Consider the following 17,226-nt stretch of genomic DNA (forward strand, 5'->3'; position numbering starts at 1 on the left):
GAGAGAGAGGATCCCGCATTTTGTCATTGTCATGGATCGACAGACAGATCGTAGATCAGTCCAGCATCTCTCATCAGAATATTGACGGAAGTCCCGCGCTCTCCGCCTTTCCGCACCGGGAGCGCTTGACCGGAAAACCGAGGCCGCTTGGGCCCCGCACCTGCGATCCACTGCGAACCTTCAGCGATTGAGACGCGGGGCGTTCCTTCTCGTGCCGGAGCGTCCCGCTTGCCACAGCTCCGGCCTGCACCGAAGCGTCCCGCTTGCCACAGCTCCGGCTTGCGCCGGAGCGTCGCGCTTGCGATGCCTCAGTCTCTCCGTCACGATGGTTGAGGCTCGCATGTCCGTCACGCCCCTGCCCGACACGTTGCCGCCGGTGAGCCGCGAGGCGGCCGGGGTGTGGCCGAGCGGCATCGGCGAACTCGTGGCCTACGGCGTCGAGCGCCCCGGCCTGATCCCGCTCTGGGTCGGGGAGGGCGACCGGTCGACGCCGGCCTTCATCTGCGAGGCGGCGCAGCGGGCGCTTCGCGACGGCGCCACCTTCTACACCCGCATGCTCGGCATCCCGCCGCTCCGCGAGGCCCTGGCGGAATACGTCACGCGCCTCTACGGCGATCCGGTCGGGCCCGAGCGGTTCTTTGTGACGGTCGGCGGCATGCACGCCTTCCATACCGCGATCCGCATCGCCGCCGAGCCCGGCGACGAGATCGTGCTGCCGACCCCGACGTGGTCGAACTTCTTCGGCGCCGTCGCCATGCAGGGGGCGAGGCCCGTCCCGGTGCCGATGCAGTTCGGGGCGCGCGACGGCTGGAGCCTCGATATCGCCCGGATCGCCGCCGCGATCACGCCCCGGACCCGGGCCATCGTGCTCAACACCCCGGCGAACCCGACCGGCTGGGTCGCGACCCGGGCCGACCTCGCGGCGGTGCTCGAGATCGCCCGCCGCCACGACCTGTGGATCGTCGCCGACGAGATCTACGGCCGGTTCTGCTTCGATCCCGCGCACGACGCGACGGGTCGCGCGCCCTCGATCCGCGACGTCTGGCAGCCGGAGGACCGCGACCGGGTGCTGTTCGTCCAGACCTTCTCGAAGAACTGGGCGATGACCGGCTGGCGGGTCGGCTGGCTGGAGGGACCGGCCTCGATCGGGCGGATCGTCGACGGGCTCGTCCTCTACGGCACGTCCGGCGTCGCCACCTTCCTGCAGCACGCCGCGATCACGGCGATCCGGGAGGGCGAACCGCTGATCGCCGAGCAGGTCGCGCAGGCCCGCGCCGGGCGGGCCATCGTCTGCGACGCCTTGAGTGCCTTGCCGGGCGTCGAGCTGCCGGCGCCTCCCGGGGCGTTCTACGCCTTCCCGCGGGTGCCGTCCGAGCCGGAGGACATCCGCCTCGCGAAGCGCATCGTCGACGAGGCCAATGTCGGGCTCGCCCCCGGCTCGGCCTTCGGGCCCGGCGGCGAGGGCTTTCTGCGTCTGTGCTTCGCACGCTCGGCGGCGGACCTCACCGAGGCGATGCGCCGGATGGTGCCGGTGCTGGACGGCGGCGCGAATCTTTGATTCGAACAGCGAATCCTGTCCAACACTCGCCCTCGTCCTGAGGTGTCGGTTCATCGCAGATGGACTGACCGCTCAGGATGAGGTTATCACTGGGACGAGCCGGCAACCGATCAGGTAAGTCCGGTCTCGTACCCTTTGGAAATCTCGAAAATCCGGAGACAGCTCACCGCTTGCGCACGAACTCCGTGCGCAGAACCAGCCCCTTGATGGTGTCGTGCCGGCAATCGATCTCGTCGTCGTTGTCGGTGAGCCGGATCGAGCGGATCACCGTGCCCTGCTTGAGGGTCTGGTTCGCGCCCTTGACCTTCAGGTCCTTGATCAGGGTGACGGAGTCGCCGTCGGTCAGCACGTTGCCGGAAGCGTCGCGGACCTCACGGGTCGCGGCTTGCGTCATCTCACCCGCCGGGCGCCACTCGCCCGTCGCCTCGTCGTACACGTAATCGTCGTCGGCACCCGTCACGCTCGGTCGTCCTCCGTTGCGTCAGCCTTGTCGCCGGTCCGGGCGGTCCGCCGCAAGAGGACTGGGGTAAGGAGCCCGGGTCAGATCACCGGCAAGCCGCGCTGCTTGGCCTCCTCGCCCGGCTCGACGTGGATCGTCACCACGGCGCCCGCCACCGCGCCTTCGATCGCTGCCTCGAGCCGGTCGCAGATCGCGTGCGATTCCGCCACCGTCATCTCGCCCGGCACGACGAGGTGGAAATCGATGAAGGTGACCTGGCCGGCATGTCGCGTGCGCACGTCGTGGGCCTCCAGCGCGCCCTCGCCGTGCTCCGAGATCAGGCGGCGGATCTGCGTCACCATCTCGGCCGGCGCCGCCTGGTCCATCAGGCCGTTGACCGAATCGCGCACCATGGCGCCGCCCGACCACAGGATGTTGAGGGCCACCACCACGGCGATGACCGGATCGAGGATCGCCCACCCGGTGGCGGTGGCGAGGCCGAGCCCGATCAGCACGCCGCCGGAGGTGAACACGTCGGCGAGCACGTGCTTGCCGTCGGCCACCAGGGCGGGCGAGCGCCAGTCGCGGCCGCGTCGCACCAGCATCACGCCCCAGACCAGGTTGATCACCGTGGCGAGCCCGTTCACCGCGACGCCCATGAGCGGGGCGTCGAGCATCTTGGGCGCCTGCAGCGCGTCGTAGGCGTCGCGCAGGATCACCACCGCCGCCACGATGATGAGCGCCCCCTCGATCACCGCCGAGAAGTACTCGGCCTTGTGGTGGCCGTAGGGATGGTCCTGGTCGGCGGGCTGGGCGGCGACGCGCAGGGCCACGAAGGCCGTCATCGCCGCCACCACGTTGATGATGCTCTCGAGCGCGTCCGAGTAGAGCGCGAGGCTCCCGGTGATCCACCAGGCCCCGAACTTGAGGGCGAGCACCAGGAGACCGACCCCGGCACTGGCGAGGGCGGCGGCTTGCGCGCGTTCCATGACGATGTTCCGGCTAGATCTGGGCCGCGGCGCGACGGACGCCGCCGCGGCGCGGCTCCCATAAGGCGGCGTGGGCCGGAAGGCCACGGCACAGGTCATAGCCCGGGCTAAAACCCTCGGGCCTCGGGCCGCTCCCTTTGCGTCAGGTCGAGACCGGACGGGCCGGGGCGCGGGCCTGCTCGCGCAGGCGGCTCACCTGCGCCCGCGCCCGGGCCGCGGCGGCCTTGCGGGCGTAGTGCCGGCGCATGACGCCGAAGCGGGCCGAGGATGCGAGGCTCTCCAGCCGCTCCGCCTCGCACTCCCACCAGACGACGAGCTCGGCATCGAGGGTCGGATGGCTGGACATGGCGGCGAACTCCTGAGACGACGCCGTTCCAGATGGGGCGCGGGAGCCGGAAGCGCCACCCGCCGCGCCCTCAGGTGCGGATCACCTCGTAGAGACCCGGATGGTGCGGGAAGCGCCCCATCTCCGGCCCGACCAGGGCCCGGAAGGCGGGGTCGGCCGTCGCCGCCCGAAAATCCTCGGCCGAGCGCCAGGTGGCGACGTTGACGAGCAGGAAGCGGGCGCCGGGCGCCACGGTCCGGTGCAGCCGCGTGTCGATGAAGCCCGGCTGGCGGCGCAGATGCTCGGCCGCCCGCTCCCAATAGGCGATCGCCGCCGCCTCGTCCCCGGGGGCGACCTCGAAGGAATTGATCAGCACCACGTCGCTCATGACTCCGCCTCCGCGGCGCCGTGCTCCTCATCCCGCTCCAGCGCGGCGCGCAGGCGCCGGAGCAGGGTCGTCGCCTCGCCGAGGGCGGCGGGCGCGCAGCCCTCCGCGATGCGCTCCGCCCAGGCGGCCTGCCGCTCCTGGACCGCCGCGAAGGCGCGCCGCCCGGTCTCCGTCAGCACCACCAGGGCGGCCCGGCGATGGTCCGGGTTGGGTGCGAGCACCACGAACCCGTCCGCTGCCAGCTCGGTCACCAGCCGGCGAACCGCCTGCCGGGTCAGCCCCATGGCGCGGGCCGCCCCCGCCACCGTGAGCGGCCGGCCCGCCAGCGCCACGGCACCCAGCACCTGCCAGCGGGCGCTGGTGAGCCCGAGGTCGCGGGTGAGGCCGTCGCCGGCGGCCAGCAGCGCGCCGTTGAGGCGGAACACCTCCAGGATCAACGCGGTGGCGGCCTCGACCCGGGACATGGCTTCCCCTCGATTTCGACATCATGATGCCGATACGACAACATGTTGTCAATTGGCGGATGTGCCGTGCCCCATTGATCCCGCGGCGGAATCCTGGCTGAAGGGCCGCATGCGCGTGGACCTGTTCGATTTCGACCTGCCGGAGGAGAGCATCGCCCTCCGGCCCGCGGTGCCGCGGGACGGCGCCCGCCTGATGCTGCTGTACCCGGACCGCCCCCCGGAGGACCGGGTGGTGCGCGACCTGCCCGGCCTGCTGCGCCCCGGTGACGTGCTGGTCTTCAACGACACCCGGGTGATCCCGGCCCGCCTGCGCGGCCTGCGCCACCGGTCGGACGGCCAGCCGGTGCGGCTCGAGGCGATGCTGCACCTGCGGGAAAGCCCGGATCGCTGGCGGGCCTTCGCGCGCCCGGCCAAGCGCCTGCGGGTCGGCGACCGGGTCAGCTTCGGCGAGGCCGGCGAGGGCGAGGCTTGCGCGCTCACGCGCCTCGACGCCACGATCGTCGAGCGCGGGGAGGGGGGCGAGACCACCTTCGCCTTCGACCTCGCGGGGCCCGCCCTCGACGAGGCGGTGGCGGCGCTGGGCGAGCTGCCGCTGCCCCCCTACATCGCCGCCAAGCGCCCGACCGACGCGCGGGACGCCGCCGACTACCAGACGGTCTATGCCCGCGAGCCCGGGGCGGTGGCGGCCCCGACCGCCGGCCTGCACTTCACGCCCGAACTGCTGGACGCCTGCAACGCCGCCGGCCTGCCGCAGGTGCGGGTGACGCTCCATGTCGGCGCCGGCACCTTCCTGCCGGTCAAGGCCGACGACACCGACGCGCACCGGATGCACGCGGAGATCGGCGAGATCACCCCGCAGGCCGCCGAGGCGCTGAACCGGGCGCGCGCGGCGGGCGGGCGCATCGTCGCGGTCGGCACCACGGCGCTGCGGCTCCTCGAGAGCGCGGCTACGCCCGACGGCACCATCGCGCCCTGGACCGGTGCCACCGACATCTTCATCACCCCGGGCTACCGCTTCCGCGCGGTGGACGTCCTGATGACCAACTTCCACCTGCCGCGCTCGACCCTGTTCATGCTCGTCTCGGCCTTCGCCGGGCTCGAGCCGATGCGGGCGGCCTACGCGGCCGCGATCGCGCGCGGCTACCGATTCTATTCCTACGGCGATAGCAGCCTGCTCTTCCGGGCGGAGACGCGATGACCGACCTTTTCACGTTCACGGTGGCGGCGACCGACGGAGCCGCCCGCACCGGCGAGATCCGGATGCCGCGCGGCGTCATCCGCACCCCGGCCTTCATGCCGGTCGGCACCGCCGGCACCGTCAAGGCGATGTATCCCGAGCAGGTGAAGGCGCTCGGCGCCGACGTGGTGCTCGGCAACACCTACCACCTGATGCTGCGCCCCGGCGCCGAACGGGTGGCGCGGCTCGGCGGCCTGCACGCCATGATGCAGTGGCCCTACCCGATCCTGACCGATTCCGGCGGCTTCCAGGTCATGTCGCTGGCAGGGCTTCGCAAGCTCGACGAGACCGGGGTGCGGTTCCAGTCGCATCTCGACGGCTCGACGCATCTCCTGAGCCCCGAGCGCTCGATCGAGATCCAGGGCCTGCTCGGCTCCGACATCCAGATGCAGCTCGACGAATGCGTGCGCCTCCCGGCGCCCGAATCGGCGATCGAGAGCGCGATGCGGCTGTCCCTGCGCTGGGCCGAGCGCTGCCGCATCGCCTTCGGCGACCAGCCGGGCAAGGCGATGTTCGGCATCGTCCAGGGCGGCGACATCCCGGCCCTGCGGGTCGAGAGCGCCAGGGCGCTGGTCGACCTCGACCTCAAGGGCTACGCCGTCGGCGGGCTCGCGGTCGGCGAGCCGCAGGCGACGATGCTCGCGATGATCGAGACCGTCGAGCCGCACCTGCCGACCGCGAAGCCGCGCTACCTGATGGGCGTCGGCACCCCCGACGACATCGTCCAGGCGGTGAGCCGCGGCATCGACATGTTCGATTGCGTGATGCCGACCCGCGCCGGCCGTCACGGCATGGTCTATACCCGCCACGGTCGCCTCAACCTGCGCAACGCGCGCTTTGCCGAGGACAACACCCCCCTCGACCCGGAATCGACCTGCCCGGCGGCGAACCTCTACAGCAAGGCCTACCTGCACCACCTCGTCCGTGCCGGCGAGATCCTCGGCATGATGCTGCTGACCTGGAACAACCTGTCCTACTACCAGGACCTGATGGCGGGCCTGCGCAGGGCCATCGCCGAGGGCCGGCTCCAGGATTTCATCGGCGAGACCCGCGAGGGCTGGCAGAAGGCGGAGCGCGACCGGGCGGCGTGAGCCCCCATGCCCTCGCGCCGTCGAACGGACCCGTTCGACGGCGCGAGGATATCAACGCTCCGCCGCCCGCGGCGCGGCGAGCACCCGGTAGAACCCGTCGGGATCGTCGCGCCGCTCGTCCACCGCCCGGCGCAAGGCGCCGACGATGCGCGCGGCGACCGGCAGGCGGTAGTGGAGGGCGTCCCAGTAGTTGGTGTCCTCTCGCGTCACGGCGGACGGGATCCGGAAGTCGACCAGCACCGCGCCGCGGCGGCGGGCGATCTCGGCGACGCGCGCCTTGCAGGCGGCCTCCCGCGCCGCCGCCCCGCTGCCGGGCCGGGGTTGCGCCGCCACGTTGACCGGCATGAAGGCGACGAGCTTGAGCGCGCCCGCCGGCACGAGGCCGAGGAGCTCGTCGAGCCAGGGCAGGGCCGGGGTGGCCGGGTCGGCCTCTTGCGTCCCCTCGGGCACCGGCGCGTCGCCATGGATATGCGCCGCCGCCCGGGCGGCGTCGTAGCGCGATTCCGGCGGGGTGAAGACCTCGTAGCCGTCGCCGCGGATGCGGGCCGGCATCCGCCCGAGACGGTGCAGCAGCACCCGCCCGGCGATCTCGGCGCTCTGCTGGTTCCACTGGTGGAGGAAGGCGGTCGAGGCCGGCGGCTCGCGGTAGAGCCAGGGCGGGAAGGCCCGGAAGGTCAGGCGCTTGGCGTTCGCATCCGCCTCGCACCAGGGCGCGTCGAGGCCGAACAGCACCGCCCGGGCGGGTGCCCGTGTCAGGAACAGCCGGGCGAGCTGCGTCTGCTCCCACGGCGTCGCGGCGTTCATCGCGAGGTTGGCGAAACGCCCGCCGAAGGCCCGGTCGAGCTCCTGCGGATCGAGCAGGCGGGCGGTCGAGGTGCCGAACACCGCCGCATCGTAGGCGCCGCCGCGCACCACCTGCGGGTACATGAAGCGCTGGTTCAGGTCCATGATCGGACCCGGCGCCCGCCCCGGCGCGGCCCGCAGGCCGTAGGGGTCGAGGATCGTCACGAAGGCGAGCACCGTCAGCCCCATCAGCCCGGCCGCGCCGAGGAGAAGGCCGGCGAACCGCCGCCAGCACGCGGCGTCGGACTTGACCGTATCGGACTTGGCTGCGTCCGGCTTGGCTGCGTCCGGCTTGGGCGAGGGAACGGGTTCTGGCGGCATCCGTGCGGGACTTGTGTGGGCGGCGGTGGTCTCCCGGTTGACCCGGCCGCGTCAACCCCCTATGTCCGCGTCTGCTCCGAACAGGACCTGGGCCGGCCCGCCAGCGCCGCGCCGCCATCCCCGGGAGCGGGCGCGTAGCTCAGCTGGTAGAGCAACGGACTTTTAATCTGTAGGTCCTGGGTTCGAGTCCCAGCGCGCTCACCATTTTCACTTGCTCTCTCAGGCCCCTGGATTTGGTCCAGCCGCAACCGGATGTCCAAGATCCGGAATGTGTGTGCATTTGCCGGTCTTACGGGGTCGTGCCTGCCAGTTCGTCCGGTCGTCCCGCGGCTCGCCTCGCTCCACGGGACGCGCCCGACTGCGCGAACCGGAGCGATATCCACGCCGCGATCGGCCGCCGCGCGCGTCTTCGTTGACGCTGCACGCCGCCTATGCAAGGAGCCGTTGCCCAGTTTGTCTGGAGGGGCAATGTCGGGGAATGATGCGCTCATGAAGGCTTTGGCTGATGTGAGCGAACGGCGAGCGGCGCTCGAAGTCGAGTACGAGCGCATCGGCGCCGAGCTGGCCAAGCTCCGGCTCGCCGAGAACGCGCTCCGGGCGATCATCGAGGATACGCCGATCGAGGAACTAGGCCTGTCGCTGCCGTCCGCCGGTCCGGCCTCGGGCATGGACCGGGGCGAGCCGCGCGCGAGCGGCCGGCGCGGGCCGCGCGGCCCGCGGGCGAACTCGACCAAGGGCCGCCTCAAGGCGCTGATCGACGGCTCCGGGCCGCAGGGCCTGTCGCAGCCGCAGATCCTGCGCGCGCTCCCCGACGCGGCGCCGGCGACGATCAACGCCTACCTGAGCGGCATGGTCACCGCCGGCGAGGCGCTGCAGGTCGGCAACTTCTACACCAAGGTCCGCAACCGGGACGAGGTGGTGGAGACCTCGGACGAGGACGACGACGCCTATGACGGCGAGATCGAGGGCGATGCCGACGACTTGGCGGACGAGGCCGAGGCGTCCGGCAAGGCCTGATCGCCGGGTGCGCTCGCGCACCGGCCGTTCGTCGAAAACCGCGCACATCCGGGCCACACCCGGCCGGTTTCTCGCCGCGTCCCCTCGGGGCGCGACGACTTAGCCGGCCGAGGATGGTGGCGGCCTGGCCTCGACCGGCCTAGGTGATCCGCCACCCCGTGAGCGCTTCCCACGCCGCGTTCGTTCGCCCGTCGCCGTCGCGGCTGCGGGCTTGAGCATGGCGCGGGCGGTGCTCGAGCCCCAGGACGCCCGGGACCGGATGCCACCCATCATCGCGATCGACAACCTGTCGAAAACCTACGCCTCGGGTCACGCCGCGCTCAGGCGCGTCGACCTGACCGTCCGCCAGGGCGAGATCTTCGCCCTGCTCGGGCCGAACGGCGCCGGCAAGACCACCCTCATCAGCATCATCTGCGGCATCGTCACGCCGAGCACCGGCACGGTGACGGTCGGCGGCCACGACATCCTGGCGGCGCCGCGCGCCGCCCGGCGGCTGATCGGCCTCGTGCCGCAGGAGCTCACGGCGGACGCCTTCGAGACCGTGTGGGCGACCGTGAGCTTCAGCCGCGGGCTGTTCGGCCTGAAAGCCGACCCGGCCCATGTCGAGCAGACCCTGCGCGACCTCTCGCTGTGGGAGAAGCGCGACGCCAGGATCATGACCCTGTCGGGGGGTATGAAGCGCCGTGTGCTGATCGCCAAGGCGCTGGCGCACGAGCCGCGCATCCTGTTCCTCGACGAGCCCACCGCCGGCGTCGACGTGGCGCTCCGCCAGGACATGTGGCGGCTGGTGCGCCGCCTGCGCGACGGGGGCGTCACGGTGATCCTCACCACCCACTACATCGAGGAGGCCGAGGAGATGGCCGACCGGGTGGGCGTGATCGCCAAGGGCGAGATCGTGCTGGTCGAGGAGAAGGCCGAGCTGATGCGCAAGCTCGGCCGCAAGGAGCTGACGCTGCAGCTCCACGACCCGCTGCCCGCCCTGCCGCCGGCGCTCGCCGGCCACGCACTGGCCCTGTCGCCGGACGGGACGGCGCTGACCTACACCTACGACACCAAGGCGGAGCGCACCGGCATCACCGGGCTCCTGACCGATCTCGCCGCCGCCGGCATCCGCTTCCGCGATCTCCAGACCCGGCAGAGCTCGCTCGAGGACATCTTCGTCGATCTCGTGAGGGACCGCGCATGAACTGGCCCGCCATCCGCGCCATCTACGGCTTCGAGATGCACCGCGCCTTCCGCACGCTGCTCCAGAGCATCGTCGCGCCGGTGATCTCGACCTCGCTCTACTTCGTGGTGTTCGGCGCCGCGATCGGCGGGCGGATCACCTCGGTCGACGGCGTGCCCTACGGCGCCTTCATCGTGCCGGGGCTGATCATGCTGACGCTGCTCACGCAGAGCATCGCCAACGCCTCGTTCGGCATCTACTTCCCGCGCTTCTCCGGCACGATCTACGAGATCCTGTCTGCGCCGATCTCGGCGGTGGAGATCGTCGCCGGCTATGTCGGGGCGGCGGCGACCAAGTCGATCATGCTCGGACTGATCATCCTGGCGACCTCGTCGCTGTTCGTTCCCCTGCGCATCGAGCACCCCTTCGTGATGGTGCTGTTCCTGGTCCTCACCGCCGTCACCTTCAGCCTGTTCGGCTTCGTGATCGGCCTGTGGGCGGACGGGTTCGAGAAGCTGCAGCTGGTACCGCTCCTCATCGTCACGCCGCTGACCTTCCTGGGCGGCAGCTTCTACTCGATCGACATGCTGCCGCCGGTCTGGCGGACGGTGAGCCTCCTCAATCCCGTCGTCTACCTGATCAGCGGCTTTCGCTGGAGCTTCTACGGCCATTCCGACGTCAACCCGGCGGTGAGCCTCGGCATGGCGGTCGTGTTCCTGGTCCTGTGCCTCGCGGCGGTCGCATGGATCTTCCGGACGGGGTACCGGCTGAAGAGCTGAGGGCCGCGCGCCCGAATACCTCCTCTGCCGTGGCCGCGGGGCTCGGCGGGCGATTCGGGCAGGCGCCCGCTCCATCGTCGTGCAAGATCTCACACCGGGGGCGACGCCGCCGGGACGGATCCTCCGATGATCCGCCACGATGCGGCGCGCCGTGAGGAGTGCCCATCGTGACCGATCCCGCCGAGCTTCCCGCCCACCGCCTCGCCCGCGCCATCGCGACCCGCGCGCTCTCGCCGGTCGAGGCCGTCGAGGCGCATCTCGCCCGCATCGCACGCCTGGAGCCGAAACTCGGGGCCTTCGTCGAGGTCTACGCCGACGACGCGCGGCTCGCCGCCGAGGGCGCCGACCGGATGATCCGCTCGGGCCACGCCGTCGGTCCGCTCCACGGCGTGCCGGTGGCGCTCAAGGACCTGATCGACCTCGAGGGCCGGATCACCACCGGCGGTTCGGCGCATTTCCGCGCGCGGCGCGCGACCGAGACCGCCACCATCGCCCGGCGGATGCTGGCCCAGGGCATGATCGTGCTCGGCAAGACCCATACGGTCGAGTTCGCCTATGGCGGCTGGGGCACCAACCAGCACATGGGCACGCCCTGGAACCCCTGGGACCTCGCGACGCCGAGGACGCCCGGCGGCTCCTCGAGCGGGTCGGGCGTCGCGGTGGCGGCCCGGATGGCGCCCTGGGCGATCGGCACCGATACCGGCGGCTCGGTGCGGCTGCCGGCCTCGTTCTGCGGGCTCACCGGCCTCAAGGTCACGATCGGCCGGGTCAGCACCGCCGGCATCGTGCCGCTCAGCACCAGCCTCGACACGCCGGGCCCGATGGCGCGCAGCGTCGAGGACGTCGCGCTGCTCTACACGATCCTGTCCGGGCCCGATCCGCGCGACCCCAACACCCGGGGCATCGTCGCCGAGGACCCGATGCCGGCGCTGCATCGCGGGGTGCGCGGCCTGCGTCTCGCGCGAATGCCGGCGGCGGAGCGCGAGGGCGTCTCCGCCGAGATGCTCGCCGCCTACGACGCCGCGCTCGATGCGCTGGCGCGGCTCGGCGCCGAGATCGTCGACGTCGACCTGCCGTTCCGTTTCGCCGACCTCCTCACCACCTCGGCGATCGTGATGGCCGAGTGTTACTTCTTCAACGGTGCCCTGTCAGAGGACAGGGCCGCGCGCCTCGACGAGGATGTCCGCCTGCGCACGCTCGCCGGCGCCGGCGTGAGCGCGCAGGACTACCTGCGCACCCGGCGGATGCAGGCCGAGATGAAGGCGGCCTTCGCCCGGGCGATGGACGGCATCGACGCGCTCCTGACCCCGACCACCGAGACCGCGGCGATCCCCCTCCCGGATGTCGACCAGGGCGTGCTGCCGTCGCGCTTCACCCGCTTCGGCAACCTGCTCGAGCTCTGCGCCCTGGCGCTGCCGAACGGCGTCACGGCGGGCGGGCTGCCGCTCTCGCTCCAGATCGTCTGCCGCGGCTACGACGAGGCGACGGCGCTCCGCATCGGGCAGGCGTATCAGGGCGCGACGGAGTGGCATCTGCGGACGCCGGAGGTTTGACGGCGCGCCCGGCCCCGTCACACGTCGCGGGATCCTCGCGCGCGGTCCGAAACGACAGCGCCCCCGGACGGGGTCCGTCCGGGGGCGCTGGAACTCGCGATCGCGAAGCGGATCCCGCTCAGCCCCGCCGCAGGGCCGCCGTGTCCGGCAGCGGCTGGCGCTTGGCCCGGGCCACCGCCTGGAGCGGGTCGGGCCGGGGGGTGACCGCGTCGAGGATGTCGCGGCCGAGCGCCTGGGCGAGGCAGGCATAGCCCTGGTCGCCCATGTGGAAGCTGTCGGAGGACAGCATGCCGGCGAGCAGCGACGGGTCCTGCCGGTTCCAGCCCTTCATCAGGGCGTAGCGCGAGAAGACCGGCACCTCGGCACCCTGCGCCACCGCGGCGACGAGGCCGACGAAGCGCTCGTAGCGGGCATGGTCGGGGATCGCCGGATAGTATTGCTGGTCGAGGATGATCAGGTCGCTGCCGGCGGCCCGGACCAGGGCGACGCCCTGCTCGAGCCGGCGGCGGAACGCGGCCTCGTCGCCGCCGGTGATCGCGTCGTTGGTGCCGACCTGCCAGATCACGAGATCGGGCTTGACCGGCTGCTTCAGGGCCTCGGCGAGGCGCAGGAGCGTCTGGTCCGCGGTCTCGCCGCCGATCCCCGCATTGGTCACGCCGACCGGGGTGCCGCGCCAGGCAGCGCGCAGGGACAGCTCCAGCAGGTGCGGATAGGTCCGGTCCGGCCCGGAGGCGCCGATGCCCTCGGTCGAGGACGAGCCGATGGCGAGCACCCGCACCGGCTCGCGCCGCGCCACGTGCGCCTCGGTCAGGGCGAGGCTCATCCGCTCCGCCGCCGCCGGCAGCGGAGCCGGGCACGCCGCCGCGGGACGGGCCGCAGCGAGGTGACCGGCGACGACGGCCGCCGACAGGCAGGCCAGCCGGCCCAAGCGAAACCGGAGCATCATGACGTTTCCCAGGAGGGGAGAGCGGACCGAATCGGTCCGTATTCGCCAGGTAACATGTGTGTGACAGCCGATCCAGCCGAAAACGAAGCTGAGCCAAGTCGAGGCCTCGAGCTCTGCTCGGCTGGTCAGCGAAACCGGAGAGGATCGCGGAGAAACGCCGAGGTTCGGCTCACCGGGGATTAAGCTTGAGCATCGGTTGCCGGGATCGGCCGCGCCGATCTCGCGGCGCCGCGCCCCTGCCTCGGCACGTCGATGCCGAGGCGTCGGGCGCATCCGGAGACTACACCGGATCGAGGTCGAGCATCCGGCGAACGCGGATGAGCTCGCCGAGGGACCAGGCCTGGAACGGGCAGCCGCCGGGGCGGTGGGGCGGGTCGCCGTCGGCCACCTCCGAGACGTGGCCGAGGCCGGCTTCGGCGAGATGCGCGGCGAGCGACGGCAGGAACCGGGCCCGCGCCTCGGCCTTGGCCTCCGGCGTGCGGCCGCGCACGCCGAGCCAGGCATCGACGAAGGGGCCGATCAGCCAGGGCCAGACCGTGCCCTGGTGGTAGGCGCCGTCGCGCTCCGCCGGTCCGCCCGCATAGGTGCCGCGATAGTCAGGGTCGGCGGGATCGAGGGAGCGCAGGCCCAGCGGCGTGAGGAGCCGCGCCTCGACCGCATCGACCACGGCGCGCGCCGCGTCGCCGTCGAGGAGCCCGTGGGGCAGCCCGCCGACCGCCAGGATCTGGTTCGGCCGGAACCTGGAATCGACGGCGCCCGGCACGTGGCCGGCATCGATCACGTCGTGGAGCGCGCCCGAGGGCGAGACGAAGCGGACGAAGGCGGCGGAGGCGCGCCGCTCCAGCTCGCGCCAGCGCGGCGACCAGCGGGCGATGCCGATCCGGAGCGCGTTGATCCACAGGGCCTGGACCTCGACCGGCTTGCCGATGCGGGGCGTGATCACCCGGTCGCCGACCTTGGCGTCCATCCAGGTCAGCTGCACCCCCGGCACGCCGGCCCGCAGCAGCCCGTCGGCGTCGGCGGCGATGCCGTACCGGGTGCCGGCGGCGTACCCGTCGAGGATCGCCGCGCAGGCTCGTGCCAGCCGGGCGGCCTGCGCCTCCGGCATCGTCTGCCCGGCGGCCTCGTGCGCGGCGAGCACGTCGTCGACCGCCACCACGTACCAGAGCGAGGCGTCGACGGCATTGTACTCGGGCGCCTCGGCCCGGTCGGGGAAGCGGTTCGGCATCATGCCCTCGCTCACCGCGCCGGCCCAGGCGAGCAGGATGGCGCGCGCCTGGGCCAGGGCGCCGGTGGCGACGAGGAGACCGCGCAGCGCGATGAAGGTGTCGCGGCCCCAATCGGTGAACCACGGGAAGCCCGCCAGCAGGGTGCGCCCGCCCGGCCGGTCGACGAGGTAGGCGCCCGCCGTCAGCGCCAGCGGGGTCAGCGCCGCGCGCCGCGCCCGCTCGGCCGCGATCAGCCGGTCGGCATGGGCCGCGGCCCGGACGGAGAGGCCGTCGCCGCTGCGCAGGATCAGCACCGCCGGACCCGCGGCGAGGTCGAAGGCGAAGGTGCCGGGCCTCGCCAGATCCTCCGTGTCGTCGAGGCCGCGGGCCGCTTCCGCCGCGTAGCGGAACCGGCGGTACCAGTCGGGCGCGTGCGCGTATGTGCCGTTGGTGAGCGCCGCGACCGCCGGCAGGTCGGGATAGGGCCGCCACGCGACGTTGCCGCCCCGCGCATTCGCCGCGAAGGCGAAGGCCGGGTTCTCGTGGTGGAGCGCGTGGTAGTCGCGGCCCGACAGGAGCGGGCGGACGGCGAGCGTGCAGGGGCCGTCCCCGGCCAGGCGCTCCCAGCGCAGCAGCGTCTCGCCGGAATCGGGCTCGACCAGGATCTCGTGCCGCAGCGCCGTGCCGTCGGGCAGCCGCAAGGTCCAGGTCGGCCAGGGGCGCGGCGCGAAGCCGGCGACGTGGCGCCAGCCGTCCGGATGCACGACGTCGGGGGCGTAGGCCTGCGTCGAGAGCGGCACCGATCCGCCCGCCGTCGTCGCCTCCGCCTCGATCCCGTTGACGAGGACCACGCGGCCGGTCGGCGGCGTCGTCGCGGTCAGGAGCAGGGCGTGGTAGCGCCGGGTGCGCGGGCCGGCGACGGGCCCGGAGGCGAACCCCCCGAGCCCGTCGGCCTCCAGCCATTCGCGCGGATCGTCCACGGCCGCGTCGCCCGGCTATTCGCCGTCGAGGGGCAGCCAGCGCCGGCCGTCGCGGGCCAGCAGCTCGTCCGCCGCCTTCGGCCCGGCGCTGCCGGACTCGTAGGGCTCGGGCTCGCCGCCGGCGCCCCAGGCCTTCACCAACGGATCGACGGCGGCCCAGGACGCCTCGATGTTGTCGGCGCGCTGGAACAGGGTCGCGTCGCCGCACAGGCAATCGTAGAGCAGGGTCTCGTAGCCGACATTCGGCTCCTGCGGGAAGAAGTCGCCCTCCCGGAAGGTCGAGCGCACGGCGCCGAGGCGCATCGACGGGCCCGGCACCTTGGCGTTGAACTCGGTGGTCATGCCCTGGACCGGATCGACCATGATCCGCAGGATGTTGGGGGCGATCTCGTCGACCGGGGTGTCGCGGAACAGCCGGTAGGGCGCCGGCTTGAAGTGGACCGCGATCTCGGTGCGCCGGCCGGTCATCCGCTTGCCGGTGCGCAGGTAGAACGGCACGCCGCCCCAGCGCCAGTTGTCGATGGTGAGCTTCAGGGCCGCATAGGTCTCGGTGCGGCTGTCCTGCGCCACGTGCGGCTCGTCGCGATAGCCCGGGACGGGACGGCCCTGCTCGGTGCCGGCCCGGTACTGGCCGCGCACCGCGTCGCCGGGCTGGACCGGCTGCACCGCCTGGGCGAGCTTCGCCTTCTCGGTCCGCACCGCCTCGGCGTCGAATGACACCGGCGGCTCCATCGCGGTCATGCACAGGAGCTGGAACAGGTGGTTGGGGACCATGTCGCGCAGCGCGCCGGTCGGCTCGTAGAAGGCGCCGCGCTCCTCGACGCCGATCGTCTCGGCCGCGGTGATCTGGACGTGGTCGACGAAGTCGCGGCGCCAGATCGGCTCGAACATCCCGTTGGCGAATCGGATCGCCATGATGCTCTGCACCGTCTCCTTCCCCAGGAAGTGGTCGATCCGGTAGAGCTGCGACTCGTCGGCGACCGCGAGAAGCCGCTTGTTCAGCTCAACCGCCGAGGCGAGGTCGCTGCCGAACGGCTTCTCGATCACGACGCGGCGGAAGGTGTCGTCGCCCTGCTTCAGCAGCCCGGCCTGTCCGAGATGCTCGACGATCGGCGCGAAGAACCGGGCCGCCACCGCGAGGTAGAACACCGCGTTGCCGGGGATCTTCCCGGCGATCTGCCGGTAGGTCTCGGGCGCCAGGAAGTCGCCCTTGAGGTAGTGCAGCCGGTCGCGCACGAAACCCCAGGCCGCGGGGTCGATGTGCTTGGCGTGGAACTCCGCCGTGTCGTCCTTGGTGAAGGACTCCATCGTGTCGGAGAGGTTCTGACGCCAGCTCTCGTCCGAGCCGTCGGTGTGGTCGACGCCCCAGATCGTGGTCCGGTCGTCGAGGAGGTGGCTGCCGGCGAGGTTGTAGAGCGCCGGCATCAGGAGGCGCTTGGTCAGGTCGCCGCCCGCGCCGAAGATCACGAGGGTCGCGGGCGGGGCCGGCTTGCTGCCGGAGGCGGCATGCCCCTCCACCGGGACGTGCGACGTCATGGGGGTCTCCTTGGGCCAACGGGCGCGACGGTGGGGAAGCTAGATCCCGCACTGCAGCGGGCAAGGGAGCGGCCCTCACGACGGCGCGCGGGGGATGCAGGCCCACCTTGCATCCAGGGCAATCGGGTGAAGTGTCATGGGGCAACGAGCCTGACGAGGTAGTCGTCGTCCCAGCCTGCGGTTTTGAGGGCAAGGCGCATGGAATCCTTGCCCTTTTTGCGAGCTGCCACGTTCACCGCGATGTGGCGGACCGTCAGCATGTTCTCCGGAGCATGAGCGGTGCGGATGCGGGATTGATCGTCGTGGAAGGTGACGTCGAGGATCCAGTGCAGGCCGTTCTCGATCGCCCAGTGCTGCCGGATGGCAGGCCCGAGGCGGTCGGCGCCG

Annotated in this window: 17 protein-coding genes and 1 tRNA gene; 8 read left to right on the forward strand and 10 right to left on the reverse strand. The window is 72.0% G+C overall.

The window, feature by feature from the left end:
- Positions 1 to 340: 340 nt before the first annotated feature.
- Entirely contained in the window at positions 341 to 1,558 is a 1,218-nt protein-coding gene (locus A5481_RS26225) for a pyridoxal phosphate-dependent aminotransferase (protein WP_048434964.1), read from the forward strand.
- Positions 1,559 to 1,721: 163 nt separating this feature from the next.
- Here the strand turns inward: A5481_RS26225 and A5481_RS26230 are convergent, their stop codons facing one another.
- The 5 genes from A5481_RS26230 to A5481_RS26250 all read right to left on the reverse strand — a co-directional run bounded on the left by A5481_RS26230 (position 1,722) and on the right by A5481_RS26250 (position 4,163).
- Positions 1,722 to 2,018 carry an alkylphosphonate utilization protein gene (locus A5481_RS26230; protein WP_048434965.1) on the reverse strand — a complete coding sequence of 99 codons (297 nt, stop codon included), beginning with the start codon at positions 2,016 to 2,018 and terminating at the stop codon, positions 1,722 to 1,724.
- A gap of 80 nt (positions 2,019 to 2,098) precedes the next feature.
- Positions 2,099 to 2,986, reverse strand: a complete 888-nt coding sequence (locus tag A5481_RS26235) for a cation diffusion facilitator family transporter (RefSeq protein WP_048434966.1) — start codon at positions 2,984 to 2,986, stop codon at positions 2,099 to 2,101.
- A gap of 142 nt (positions 2,987 to 3,128) precedes the next feature.
- Entirely contained in the window at positions 3,129 to 3,332 is a 204-nt protein-coding gene (locus A5481_RS26240; RefSeq protein WP_048434967.1) for a hypothetical protein, read from the reverse strand.
- A gap of 70 nt (positions 3,333 to 3,402) precedes the next feature.
- Positions 3,403 to 3,699: an antibiotic biosynthesis monooxygenase family protein gene (locus tag A5481_RS26245; RefSeq protein WP_048434968.1), complete on the reverse strand. Its 297-nt coding sequence runs from the start codon at positions 3,697 to 3,699 to the stop codon at positions 3,403 to 3,405.
- Positions 3,696 to 4,163, reverse strand: a complete 468-nt coding sequence (locus A5481_RS26250; RefSeq protein WP_048434969.1) for a MarR family winged helix-turn-helix transcriptional regulator — start codon at positions 4,161 to 4,163, stop codon at positions 3,696 to 3,698. The genes A5481_RS26245 and A5481_RS26250 overlap by 4 nt, the downstream gene beginning before the upstream one ends.
- Before the next feature lie 109 nt (positions 4,164 to 4,272).
- Here A5481_RS26250 and queA point away from each other — a divergent pair, with 109 nt between their 5' ends.
- Together queA and tgt are read left to right on the forward strand one after the other, a co-directional pair.
- Complete coding sequence (gene queA / locus A5481_RS26255) at positions 4,273 to 5,361, forward strand: tRNA preQ1(34) S-adenosylmethionine ribosyltransferase-isomerase QueA (RefSeq protein ID WP_048434970.1); 1,089 nt, start codon at positions 4,273 to 4,275, stop codon at positions 5,359 to 5,361.
- Positions 5,358 to 6,491 (forward strand): tRNA guanosine(34) transglycosylase Tgt, encoded by a 1,134-nt coding sequence (gene tgt / locus A5481_RS26260; protein ID WP_048434971.1) that lies wholly within the window; start codon positions 5,358 to 5,360, stop codon positions 6,489 to 6,491. Before queA ends, tgt begins: the two co-directional genes overlap by 4 nt.
- 51 nt (positions 6,492 to 6,542) lie before the next feature.
- On the opposite strand, the gene A5481_RS26265 is transcribed toward tgt, so the two are convergent.
- Positions 6,543 to 7,655, reverse strand: coding sequence for a hypothetical protein (locus A5481_RS26265; protein WP_245238929.1), 1,113 nt, complete (start codon positions 7,653 to 7,655; stop codon positions 6,543 to 6,545).
- A gap of 128 nt (positions 7,656 to 7,783) precedes the next feature.
- Here A5481_RS26265 and A5481_RS26270 point away from each other — a divergent pair.
- The 5 genes from A5481_RS26270 (at position 7,784) to A5481_RS26290 (ending at position 12,169) form a co-directional block, all read left to right on the forward strand.
- Positions 7,784 to 7,859: transfer RNA gene (locus A5481_RS26270), tRNA-Lys, on the forward strand.
- Positions 7,860 to 8,162: 303 nt separating this feature from the next.
- On the forward strand, positions 8,163 to 8,672 hold the full coding sequence (locus tag A5481_RS26275) for a hypothetical protein (RefSeq protein ID WP_245238930.1): 510 nt from the start codon (positions 8,163 to 8,165) through the stop codon (positions 8,670 to 8,672).
- A gap of 259 nt (positions 8,673 to 8,931) precedes the next feature.
- Positions 8,932 to 9,858 carry an ABC transporter ATP-binding protein gene (locus A5481_RS26280; RefSeq protein ID WP_048434979.1) on the forward strand — a complete coding sequence of 309 codons (927 nt, stop codon included), beginning with the start codon at positions 8,932 to 8,934 and terminating at the stop codon, positions 9,856 to 9,858.
- A complete protein-coding gene (locus A5481_RS26285; RefSeq protein WP_048434973.1) occupies positions 9,855 to 10,616 on the forward strand; it encodes an ABC transporter permease in 762 nt (253 codons plus the stop codon). Before A5481_RS26280 ends, A5481_RS26285 begins: the two co-directional genes overlap by 4 nt.
- A 167-nt stretch (positions 10,617 to 10,783) precedes the next feature.
- On the forward strand, positions 10,784 to 12,169 hold the full coding sequence (locus A5481_RS26290; RefSeq protein ID WP_245238932.1) for an amidase: 1,386 nt from the start codon (positions 10,784 to 10,786) through the stop codon (positions 12,167 to 12,169).
- 118 nt (positions 12,170 to 12,287) lie between these two features.
- On the opposite strand, the gene A5481_RS26295 is transcribed toward A5481_RS26290, so the two are convergent.
- The 4 genes from A5481_RS26295 to A5481_RS26310 all read right to left on the reverse strand — a co-directional run.
- Complete coding sequence (locus tag A5481_RS26295) at positions 12,288 to 13,115, reverse strand: SGNH/GDSL hydrolase family protein (RefSeq protein ID WP_053082422.1); 828 nt, start codon at positions 13,113 to 13,115, stop codon at positions 12,288 to 12,290.
- A gap of 280 nt (positions 13,116 to 13,395) precedes the next feature.
- Positions 13,396 to 15,303: an amylo-alpha-1,6-glucosidase gene (locus A5481_RS26300; RefSeq protein ID WP_048434975.1), complete on the reverse strand. Its 1,908-nt coding sequence runs from the start codon at positions 15,301 to 15,303 to the stop codon at positions 13,396 to 13,398.
- A 15-nt stretch (positions 15,304 to 15,318) separates the two neighbouring features.
- Positions 15,319 to 16,839 carry a glucose-6-phosphate dehydrogenase gene (gene zwf / locus A5481_RS26305; RefSeq protein WP_082173212.1) on the reverse strand — a complete coding sequence of 507 codons (1,521 nt, stop codon included), beginning with the start codon at positions 16,837 to 16,839 and terminating at the stop codon, positions 15,319 to 15,321.
- A gap of 134 nt (positions 16,840 to 16,973) precedes the next feature.
- A partial coding sequence (locus A5481_RS26310) for an ISAs1 family transposase (protein WP_156655652.1) occupies positions 16,974 to 17,226 on the reverse strand: 253 nt, incomplete at its 5' end.

The organism is Methylobacterium platani (genome assembly GCF_001653715.1).
GTDB lineage: Bacteria > Pseudomonadota > Alphaproteobacteria > Rhizobiales > Beijerinckiaceae > Methylobacterium > Methylobacterium platani.